5 protein-coding genes are annotated in these 11,502 nt (G+C 63.3%); all 5 read right to left on the reverse strand.

The genetic code is table 11. The annotated features are described in order from the left end of the window. Nucleotides 1–43: 43 nt before the first annotated feature. A complete protein-coding gene (locus tag ACOJSJ_RS08600) occupies nt 44–3,097 on the reverse strand; it encodes a UDP-N-acetylmuramoyl-tripeptide--D-alanyl-D-alanine ligase (protein WP_420144566.1) in 3,054 nt (1,017 codons plus the stop codon). After that, entirely contained in the window at nt 3,094–4,281 is a 1,188-nt protein-coding gene (locus ACOJSJ_RS08605; RefSeq protein WP_420144567.1) for an HlyD family efflux transporter periplasmic adaptor subunit, read from the reverse strand. Before ACOJSJ_RS08605 ends, ACOJSJ_RS08600 begins: the two co-directional genes overlap by 4 nt. Beyond that, nucleotides 4,278–6,434: a type I secretion system permease/ATPase gene (locus tag ACOJSJ_RS08610; protein WP_420144568.1), complete on the reverse strand. Its 2,157-nt coding sequence runs from the start codon at nt 6,432–6,434 to the stop codon at nt 4,278–4,280. The genes ACOJSJ_RS08605 and ACOJSJ_RS08610 overlap by 4 nt, the downstream gene beginning before the upstream one ends. After that, nucleotides 6,431–7,699 (reverse strand): TolC family protein, encoded by a 1,269-nt coding sequence (locus ACOJSJ_RS08615; RefSeq protein WP_420144569.1) that lies wholly within the window; start codon nt 7,697–7,699, stop codon nt 6,431–6,433. The genes ACOJSJ_RS08610 and ACOJSJ_RS08615 overlap by 4 nt, the downstream gene beginning before the upstream one ends. 185 nt (nt 7,700–7,884) lie before the next feature. Then, the coding region (locus ACOJSJ_RS08620) for a BapA/Bap/LapF family large adhesin (protein ID WP_420144570.1) at nt 7,885–11,502 on the reverse strand (3,618 nt) is incomplete at its 5' end.

The raw sequence follows: 11,502 nt of genomic DNA on the forward strand, positions 1-11,502 counted from the left end.
CAATATTGTAACAGCGCTTGTCATCGAAACCGGTCCGTTTCGGTTATAAATGCGCAACAGCTTCGGATTTCAGCTGATCGACCAATTCGTGCAGGGCGCTGCCATGCGATCCCTTGATCAGGATGACGTCGCCGTCCTGCGTCATATCCCGCAGCCGATCGTGCAACTGCCCGACATCATCGGCATATACGCCCCTCTGCGTCGGGGGCAGCCCGGCCCATAGCTGTTCATACAGCCTGCCCACCACATGGACCCGTTCGATCGCATGGGCGCGGATCAGTGGTTCAAGCGCGCTATGATAGCCGACAGCATCGGGACCAAGCTCCAGCATCTCGCCCAATATCGCCACCCGTCGCCCGTCATGGCGCTTGCCCAGCATTTCCAGCGCCGCCGCCATCGATGCGGGATTGGCGTTATAGGCTTCGTCGATCAGGGCGACTTTGTGACCATTTATGGTGAGCGCGACCTCTTCCCCTCGCCCGGCAAGCGGACGAAACCCGGCCAGGGCATCCAGTCCCCGCGCAGCATCCAGCGACAGCGCCGACAATGTCGCCAGCACCGCCACGCTGTTGAGCGCCATATGCTGGCCGGGTGCGGACAGGCGATAGTCGCGCTGGCCATTGGGCGTACGCACCGCGATCCTGTCATCCTGCCGGTCGATCAGCCGATAATCGGCGTCGGCGCAAAGGCCATAGCTGACGACCCGCAATTCGCGGGCGAGCGCCAGCGCGCGGACCTGATCCAGATGCGGCATATCGGCATTGAGGATGGCGGTGGCACCCGGTTTCATACCGTCGAAAATCGCGCTTTTGCGCCGGGCGACGGTGGCCAGATCGTGATGATATTCCAGGTGCGCCGCCGCGATATTGGTGAAGAGGGCGATGTCGGGCCGGGTTAGCAGCGCATTTTGCTTCATGCGCCCGATCGCCAGTTCCATGACGATATGGGGCGTGTCCCATGGAATGGAGGCAAGGTTCCAGGCAATCCCATGGGGCAGGTTGGCGTTGAGACGGGTTTCACCGACATAGCCCCATGGACGCAGCGCCTGCGCCAGCATGGCGACCATGGTGGTCTTTCCCGCGCTGCCTGTAACGCCGATCAGCTTTCCCGCCATCGCCGCGCGCGCATGGCGGCCAAGCGCCAATATCGCTTCGTCATTGTCCGGTACGGCCAGCAACGGCAGGGCATGACCGGCAAAGCGTTGCGGCGCGCTGGTGATGATGGCGGCGGCCTTTGGCGCCAACTGGTCGATCATGCGTGACGCGATGCCGCGCTCCCCCTCCCGCCCGCGCATCACGACCATCTCGCCATCGCGCAGGCTGGGCGGAAATATGCACAGTCCGTTCGCGCCCCAGCCTGCAGGCGGAGGGGAAAGCCAGCGCCCGCCGGTCGCCTGCACCACGCTGCGCGCCGTCCAGCCATGATCCGTCGGCATCGCCTTTTCCTCGCCCCGCTGCTGCATCAGATAGCGGCGATAGGCGATCAGGCCGGACAGATAATGTTCGACATCGTCGATCCGCACGCGAAATCCATGATGGCGGATGAAGAAACTGCCGACGATGCGGCGCGGATTGGCGAAGAACATGGCGAGTTCCGGCCAGAAATGACCGTTCAGCAGATAATGCGCACGGGCATGAAGCGCCCGATAGAAATGGTTGATGTCAATGCTGTCGAGCAGATGGCGATGTTCCGGATCGTCGGATAGGCGCGCGATCATATGCTGCGCGGCCATCATCAGTTCCAGCAGCGTGGGAAAGGTGGTGATCCGGTTTTCCACGAAATCCAGATAGTCGCGCACATTGTCCAGCCCGAAACGAAACCATTGCGCCCTTGGCCGATGCCGTGTCAGTTCGTTCGCGCAATAGCCCAGCCAGTGATCATGCGCATTGGCATGGCCCGCCGTGATGAAATGGGCAAAGGCCCGCTCCACCGCATCGATCCAGCGCGTATCGCCGGTCAGGCCATAGAGGCGCATCAGCCCGAATGCCGCCTCTCCATCATAATAGATGATACGGAAAGGCTGCTTCACCGTCAGCGCGGGATAGTTGAGAACATGGACGAACTGGCCGGTATCGGCATCCTGCATATGAAGGATACCGGTCGCCAGCCTGTTCATCAGTTCGGCGAAGCGGTCGGTCGCCAGCAATTCGCTATATTTGACCAGCGCCAGCAGGCAGACGGCATTGCCGCCCAGCTTCGCTTCCCCACCCGGATCGATCAGAAAGGCGGCGGGCTTACCGTCGGGCAGGTCGATATGGCCGATCAGGTCGCGTTCCAGACAGGCCAGCGATCGTTCGATCGCCGCCAGCAACAGGGGATCGCGCGTCACTTCCCAGCTTTCCAGCATGGCGTATGTCGTGCTGGCGTGGCGCAGGCTGTTATAGGCGCCGATCGACCGGTCGAAACAGGGGTGCCAGCCATAATGGAAGCGCCCGCCATCCTGGATCTGGGACGCCAGATAGGCGCTGCCATCGCCGATCATCTGCAACAGCAGATCGGGGTCGAGCCGCGCCACGCTGCGCCGTCCGGCATGACGCCCCTGTTCGCTGATGGAATGGATGACGCCATCGTCGCCCATGAACAGGCCGGCGGTCGAAAAAAGCCAAACCGGGGCGTCATCCGCAAAATCGATGGTATCGATGCCATGACGCAGCCGGGCATAGCGCCGGAAATGCCCTTCATTCACGATGGCGCTGTGATGATCCTTGCCGCCATAGAGCATGGCATTGGCATTGATTTCGGTTTCCAGAAACGCCCGTTCCAGCCGCGCATCGAGCGAAATGCCCAGCCGGAAATAATTGCGCTTGGTCGCATCCAGCCGCTGGCGCAGGCTCCGCCAGTCGCTTTCCTCGACCGCCTGCACCCAATCGACGCGCAGCCAGTCAAGCCGGTCGCCCGCCGCCATCAGCTGCGGCAACGCCGCGCGCCAGCATGCTGCGGCATCCTGCCCCGCAACGTTGATGGTGCGGGCACGCTGGTCGCCATCGGTGAACGACAGGAACAGCATCATGCCCGGCGTGCCATCGATCAGGATGGACGGCGCATCGCCCAGCCGGTCGCCGATGGCGGCCAGCCTGTCCGCTCCCGGCGCCGTCATCGTTCGCGCAGGCCTTCACGCGCGCGGTTGAAGGGCTTCATCAGATATTGCATCACCGTCTTGCTGCCGGTGTGGACGTCGACCGTGGCGATCATGCCCGGCACGATGGGAAAACGCTTGCCCGCCTTGTTCACCAGCGCGACGGACTGGGTCCGTACGAAGACGCGGTAATAATAGATTTCCGGGTTCACCTCGTCCTTGATCGTGTCGGGCGAAATGCTCGACACCTGTCCTTCCAGACCGCCATAGATGGAATAGTCATAGGCGGTGATCTTCACCGTCGCCCGCTGCCCCGGATGGATGAAGGCGATGTCGCGCGGCGACATGCGCGCTTCGATCAGCAACTGATCGTCCAGCGGCACGATCTTCATGATTTCGCCATTGGGCGTCACCACGCCGCCGATGGTCGACACATCGATGCTTTTGACGATCCCGCGCACCGGCGACCGCACCGTCAGGCGTTTAAGCGTGTCGGACCGTCCGCGCACGACAGGGGCCAGCGCCTCCACCTCTTCGCTGACCTTGGCCAGATTCTGTTGCGCCTCCACCATATATTGCGACCGCAGATCGGATTTCTTGAGTTGCAGTTCGGCGCGCTGACGCTTGAGCCTCAACACCTCCACATTGCTGGCGGCGCCGACGGAAATCAGCGATTCGCCGATCCCCACTTCCTTGCTGACCAGCGCCAGCGATTCATCGATCAGCGCGTCCGAACTGGCAAGGCTGTTGCGCCGGTCCTGATAGAGGCGCGTTTCGGCGGCCTTCAGGTCGGGATAGCCATCCAGTTCGCGGGGAAAGACAATCGTCCTGCCCGTCACTTCCGCTCGCAGCCGCGCGGCGCTGGCCAAAGCGGCGCGATATTTGGCGGCGCTTTCATCCACCGTCGATCCGGCCTGCGTCGGGTCGAGCTGCGCCAATATCTGGCCCGGCCGGACGATGTCGTCCTGCTTCACCATCAGCTTGGCCAATATGCCGCCTTCCAGCGACTGGATCACCTGTTCGCGGCTGGTGGGCACCACCCGCCCGCTGCCGCTGGCGACTTCGTCCAGCTTGCCGAACCATGCCCATATGAACAGGGCGACGAACAGGGCGGTAACCAGCCACAACAGCCGGGTCGCCCCGACCAGACGGCTGCGCCCTTCATCGTCGAACTGCCATTCGTCGTCGATCGCCGCGCTGCTCATGCCACCCTCGCCCGGTTCGCCTGCATCGTGCGCAACGCCACCTCTTTGGGCTGATCCAGCAGGATCTTGCCATTATCGATCACGATCACCCGATCGACCAGCTCCAGCACCCGCATCCGGTGCGTCGCGATCACCAGCGTTCGGCCCTGCGCCCAGTTTTTGAGACCATCGATGAAATGCCGTTCCGACACTTCGTCCATCGCGGCGGTCGGTTCGTCCAGCAACGCCACGCGCGGCTGGCGCAACAGCAGGCGGGTCAGCAACAATGCCTGCACCTGTCCACCCGACAGGCCGTTGCCGCCTTCCAATATGACATGTTCCAGCCCGCTGCGCAGGCGGCGGACGAACTGGATCGCGCCCGTCATCGCCAGCATCGACACGATTTCCTCGTTCGAAGCGTCCGGCGCGCCCAGCGTCAGGTTTTCGCGAATGGTGCCATGGAACAGGCGGCTGTCCTGCGACAGGAAACTGACGTCCCGGCGCAGGTCGTGCGGATCGATATGATGCAGCGCCAGGCTGTCGATCAGCACTTCGCCCGATACCGGCTGCATCATGCCCGACAGCGCCTGAAGCAGGGTCGATTTACCCGCCCCGTTCCGGCCCAGCAGGGCGATCTTTTCCCCCGGCGCGATTTCCAGTTCAGGAACGGTCAGCGCAGGCGGGCTGTTGGGATCGGCATAGCTGAACACGCCGCCCGCGATGGAATAGGCGCCCGACAGCGCATTGACGGAAATGCGATGCTCGTCATCCGGCCGATCGACAGGCAGGCCCATGATCTGGTTGAGGCTGCCGATGGCAACGCGCGATTGCTGGAACCGGCTGAGCAGCGCGGTCACCTGCGACATGGGCGCCATCATGCGCGAACCCAATATGGACGACGCCACCAGCACGCCCGTCGTAATGTCGCCCGCAATGACCATGGGCGCGCCGACGCAGATCGTCCCGGCATAGACGCCATTCTGCACATTCTGGGTCCATACGGTCAGGCTGTTGGTCAGGCCGCGCATCTTCAGCTGCGCCTCGCCCGCTTCGGCATTGTAGCGGTTCCAATGTTGCTGGAACCGTTCCTCCGCCTGCAACAGCTTTATATCCTCTATGCCCTGTACCGCCTCCACCAGCAGCGCATTGCGCAAGGAGGATTCGCGCATCGACGCCGTCGCATAGGCGCGCAATTTACGCTGGGCCAATATGCCCGGCACGATCATCAGCACCACCGCCGCCATCGGCACCAGCACCAGCGGCCCGCCGATGAACCACAATATGACCAGGAATATCAGGAAGAAGGGCAGGTCCGCCATCGCCGCGACCGTGGTAGATGTCAGCAATTCACGCACCTGATCGAGGTCGCGCAGCTGCGCGATGAAGGTGCCGGTGGATGTCGGCCGCGCCCGGTTGCGCACGCGCAGGGCATGACCGAACACCTTGTCCGACATGCGCAGGTCCGCGCGCTTACCCAGCACATCGACGATGTTCATGCGCAGCCGCCGCAGCAGGAAATCGAACCCGATCGCCAGCGCAACGCCCAGCGTCAATATATAGAGCGTGGGATAGGATTCGGCGGGCACCACCCGGTCATAGACCTGCATGGAAAAGATGACGCCCGACAGGCCCAGCAGGTTGGCGATGCACGACGCAATCATGACATGGCCGTAGGATCGGCTGTCCTGATGCAGGATGCGGCGCAGCCAGTTTTCCTGATGCCGGTGAATATAGGGATCGACCCGCGCATCGGGCGCGGCGCGCATCGGCCGGGCAACGGCCAGCAGGGTCGCGCCACGCGCCACGTCTGCGATCGCCATATGGGCGCGCAACCCGCCCTCCCCCGCCAGCGTCAGGGTCGCCTCGCCCTCATCCGAAATATCGCTGACCAGCGCCAGCGCGCCGTCGCTCATCCGCACGATCATGGGCAGGCGCCATCCCCCCATGCGTTCGCCGATCCCCGGCACACGGAAACGGACGGACAGGCCCAGCGCCCGCGCCATGCTGCGCACCCGCGCCTGTTCGCCATCGGTGCCCGACCACAGGCCCGCCAGCTTTGCCCCCTGTTCGCTGTTGGGCAGGCCATAATGGCGCGCCACCAGCTGCAACAGTTCCAGCCAGGCATCGGTCGCATCGCCGTTGATAGGCGGGCGGATCGGGGGCATCATGTTCATAGCGTCACTCCGCGCACCACCATGCCGGTCAGGTGAAATGCCGCCCGCGTCCGCCCCGAATTATACAGGCAGTCGAGCTGTAATCGCCGCAGGTCATGGGTCGCATTGGTCGCTTCAAACCGGACCTGCTGATATTCCTGTTCGGCATTCAGCAGGTCGACCAGCGTACGCGTGCCCATTTCCAGATATTGCATGCGGTACAGCTTGCCGGTTTCGTCCATATTGCCCTCCCGCGATGCCAGCGTCTTGAGCAGCGCGCCCAGACTGTCGATCTGCTGCTGCGCTTCGGCCAGACGCTGCGCGGTTTCGTTGCGGGCGCGGTCGCTCGCGGCATCCGCCGCCTCCAGAGCATGGGCCGCGCCGCGTACGCGCGCCTTGGTAATGCCGCCGCCAAACACATTGCTGGTCACGTTGAAACCCAGCGTATAGGCGCTGCGCCGGTCGGACAGCGGCGCCGACACATCGATCGTCCCGGTGCCGCCTACCGAAATGGTGGGCAATTGTTCCGCCTTACGACGGCGCAGATCGGCCGCAGCCTGATCCCGCTGCGCTTCAGCCACCATGACGGCGGGCACATCGTCCCAGTCTGGCGGCGGCTGACGACAAGCAGCCATCAACCATCCGGGCGCGTCGACCTCCACATTCTGCGGCGGCGCGGTGCGGCCCAGCAGATAGGCGAGATTGCTGGACCAGCGACGCCGGGACGCCTCGATCTGCGACAGGGTGGCGATAGATGCTTCGACGCGGGCCTGCGCCTGAAGCCCGTCGGACCGGGTCGCCGCGCCCTTCGCCACGCGGCTGTCGACCAGATCGCTGATCGCCCTGATCCGCTCCAGCTGTTCCATCGCGACACGGTGCAGCGCCTCGCCGCGCTGAAATTCGATGACGGCGTAACCGGTGTCGCGCACTAGGCCGTCGATCGCCAGCAGCATCTGCGCCTGTCCGATGCGCGTACCCGCCTCCGCCGAGTCGACGGCGCTGCCGACCTTGCCGAAATCATAAAGCATCTGCGTAGCGTTGACTTGTGGCCGGGGACGCCAGTCGCCGGTCAGGCGGCTGTCATATCCGGTGACGAACCCGGCGCTGATCTGCGGCGAATAACCGGCGCGGGCGACGTTGACCTCTTCGCCACGGGCGTTGAGTTCGCCCGCTGCCTGCGTCAATATCGGGTGCCAGGCGATCGCTTCATGTGCCGCTTCTTCCAGCGTGACCGGATCGGCAGCGTTGACCGCCGGTCCGGTCTCAGCGACCGCCGCTGCCATCATCAGCAGACTGCCAGCAACCAACAAACAGACTCTGCCGCCATGGAACATTGCGTCCATCCCGGTCATATCCTCTTCCAGTCATGATCAGGATGCGTAACATTGGTTACGATCATGCTAACGAGACAACATGGCCATTTCCGCGCCTTTCCAACGAATAGCGCACACGCCCGTCTTGCGTCACGACCTTACACAACATGCGTATTGACTTGGCTGTGCTTTTCAATGTCGTCCGGCGTCGACAGATAGTTCAACGGGTCGGATGGCATGTCCACAGCCGTCAGGTCGGTCGTGTCGGGCGCCACAGTGCCACCCGCGTCCGCACCGTCGGGCAATGGCTGACTGTCAAGATAACTGCCCAGCAAATCATCCATGTCGCCTTGTCCATCGGACATCTGAGCGGCAAGATCGCCCAGTACATCATCCGACGTGGCAGAGTCGGCCTGATCCGTATCGCTGGCCGCGACATGGGCCGGTTCCGCAACAGGCTCTGCGGCCGGTTGCGATGAATCGTCCACCATTCTGGCCATCTGGTGCGTATCGTCGCCAAAGGCCGAAACATCGTCCGCCTGTACGCTGTTTTCCTCGATCGACATGATCGACGATGTCGTACCCGAACCCACGTTGATGGTCACATCCAGCGTCGCAGTGGCGGTCGTGCCGTTGGGCTGGACGATCTGATAGGTGAAGCTGTCCACCAGATTGACCGTCGAATGCGGGATGCTGCTGCTGGGTGTATAGGTATAATGGCCCGTTTCGTTGACCGTCAGCGTCCCATAGGCCCCGTTGATGGTGATGGGCGATTCCCCGACTTCCACAAAGCCGCTGCCCGTCCCAACCTTCACCACGACAAAGGCGGTGCCGGTCGTGTCATTGGCCAGCAATTCGCCCTGCGTACCGGTCACGCCCGACACGCTGAACTGGTCGAAATGCGTCACAGACTGGCCGATATAGACCGTCGACCCGTAGCCCGTGCCCACTATATTGGTGCTCGATACGGTATAGCTATATGTACCCGGCGGCAGATCATCGAACGTATGGGTGATCCCCGCGCCCAGCGGCAGTCCCGCCACGGCCGTCGCGGAATAGGTTCCGACAACCGTCCCCGCACCATTGCGGATGGTGATGGTATAACTTGGCAACACGCTGATCGATCCGCCGCGGACGACCGTGATCGTAACGTCGGACTGGCTGTTGGCTCCCACCGTGAAGCTGCTCGAATTGGAGCCCGTCGATGGCAGGATGACAGCCCCCGCCCCCGTCGTAAAGGTGAAGCCCTGCGCCGTCGCGATGGTTTCGACAACATTCTGATATACGACCGCCGCGTTCGCCACATCATGATTGGCCACCGGCGGCGCGGTGATGTCAGGGCTGCCGATCGTGATCGACAGATTGGCCGTTTCCGTTTCGCCGTCGCTGCGGTCGATCAGCGTATATTGGAACACATCCGTCTTGCCGATCGCTGCCGCGCTGGCGGACGGGGTATAGGTATAGGTTCCGTCCAGATTGATGACCAGACGGCCGAACGATCCGTTGATCACCGTTCCGTCGGCATTGACCGCTGTCGTCACACCGTTGACGGTAACGCTCTGGATCACCGTCTGCGGGCTGACGATGTCGATATGACCGTCAGGGCTGGGATCGGTGATGACATTGCCATGCACCTGCAGCGGCACGATCCCGCCAATGTCCGTAAAGTCGGAATCCGTGCCGGACACGTTGAGCGATCCCAGCAGTCCGACGCCGGCCGGGCCATCGAATGTCGCAAAGGCGCGATACAGGCCCGGTCCCAATGTTTCGGTGCTGACTAGGTTTCCGCCCAACAGCGCCAGCTGCAACAGGGACGCGCCGCTGCCGCCCGTCAACGACACCCATTGCGTGCCGTTCCACCGCTGCACCGCAACGGAATAGCCCGCCGCCACGCCTATGGTCAGCGTCGCGTCATAGGTGAAGACCGCATTCAGGCTGTGCCCGTCCGCCACCGTGAAGCCCACGCTTGCCGTACCCAGCACCTGCGCCTGCAGATCGAGCACGCCTAGCGACACCAGCGCGACATAGTTCGCATTGCCATGGTTGACCGCACTCGAAACCGGCAACAGGTCGATCAGCGCAATGGTGCTGTTGTCGAACGCCGCAATGTCGAACGGCGCGCCAACGGCGGCGCTGGCCGACTGATTGCCTGCTGCATCGGTTTGGTCGACGGTCAGGTTCTGGCCTCCCACCTGCGGAGACGACAGGGTGACCGTGAAACGGCCGTCCGATCCCACCTGCGCCGTGCCGATCACCGTGCCAGTACCATCGCGCACGCGTACCGTCGCCCCTGCTTCGCCAATGCCGGTCAATGTCGTGCCAGCGGTACTGACCGTCAGGTTGGCCGGTGCTGATGGCGCCGTGATGTCGGGCGCTACGGCACTGGTTTGCGTCGATGGATTACCGGCGGCATCGGTCTGGATCACGCCGACCGTTTCGCCATTGGCCTGCGCCTGCGTCAGCGTCACCGAATAAGTACCGTTGGCCGCAACCACCGCAGACCCGATCGCGACGCCAGCGGCGGTCGTAACCGTCACCGTCGCACCGACCTCACCGTTGCCGCTGACCACCGTGCCATTGGCGGACACGCTGGCCGTTGGCGCAGCTGGCGGCGTCAGGTCAGGCGCGGTCACCGCGACATCGGGGGCAAGATTGCCTGCCGCATCCGCCTGCGTCACGGTCAGCCGTTCGCCATTGAGCTGTGCCGGGTTGAGCGCGACGGAATAGGTGCCATTGGCAGCTACGACTGCGGTGCCAAGGATCGTCCCCCCGGCATTGCGCACGGTAATCGTGGCGCCTGCTTCACCCTGACCATTGACCGACCCGCCATTGGCGGCAATGGCGGCGGTGTGGGCGGCCGGTGGCGTCGTATCCGGCGCGATCAGGCCAACCTGTGGAGATATGTTGCCCGCGCCGTCCGTCTGCGCAACCGTCAGCGCCTGACCATTGGTGTGTGGCGTCGTCAGCATGGCGGAATAGGTGCCGTTTGCGGTCACCACGGCCGTGCCCAACACCACGCCGTCCGCATTGGTGATGCGGATGGTCGCGCCGACTTCGCCCGTGCCGGTCACTTCCGTACCGCTGCCGTTTATCGCTCCCGTCGGTGCTGCTGGCGGCGTAATGTCGGGCGCCACGGCCGAACCGGGTTGCGAAATATTCCCGGCAATATCGGCCTGGGTAATGCCCAGCGTCTGACCATTGGTCTGCGGCGTCGTCAATATGGCACTGTAGGTGCCGTTGCCAGAAACGATCGCCGTGCCGATGACATTGCCCAGCGGATCGGTAATGCGGATCATCGCGCCCGCTTCGCCAGTGCCGTTCACGGTCGTGCCGTCCGAAGACACCGTGCCTGTCGGGGCGACAGGGGCTGTAATATCCGGCGCTATCGTAAATATCTGCGGCGACACATTGCCCGCCGTATCCGCCTGGATGATGCCCAGCGTCTGGCCGTTGGCCTGCGGCGTGGTCAGCGTAACGCTATAGGTGCCATTGCCTGCCACCGTCGTCGTACCGATGACATTGCCCACCGGATCAGTGATCTGGATCGTCGCGCCCGCTTCGCCCGTGCCGTTAACGACCGTCCCGGTCCCGTTGACCGCCCCAGTGGGCGCAAGCGGCGCCGTGCTGTCCGGCGCGATCACCGGCACTGGTCCCGACGCGTTGTTCGCAACATCCGTCTGCACCAGCGTCAGCGTCTGGCCATTGGTCTGCGGTGTGCTCAATATCGCGACATAGCTGCCATTGGCCGCCACGATCGCCGTGCCGAGCACCGTGCC

Origin of the sequence: Sphingobium sp. (assembly GCF_048594625.1) — a bacterium.
Lineage (GTDB): Bacteria > Pseudomonadota > Alphaproteobacteria > Sphingomonadales > Sphingomonadaceae > Sphingobium.

Excerpts from the sequence above, each read along its gene's own strand:
- ACOJSJ_RS08615 (WP_420144569.1), bottom strand. The coding sequence starts at position 7,699 with ATGATGGCAGCGGCGGTCGCTGAGACCGGACCGGCGGTCAACGCTGCC.
- ACOJSJ_RS08610 (WP_420144568.1), bottom strand. The coding sequence starts at position 6,434 with ATGAACATGATGCCCCCGATCCGCCCGCCTATCAACGGCGATGCGACC.
- ACOJSJ_RS08600 (WP_420144566.1), bottom strand. The coding sequence starts at position 3,097 with ATGACGGCGCCGGGAGCGGACAGGCTGGCCGCCATCGGCGACCGGCTG.
- ACOJSJ_RS08605 (WP_420144567.1), bottom strand. The coding sequence starts at position 4,281 with ATGAGCAGCGCGGCGATCGACGACGAATGGCAGTTCGACGATGAAGGG.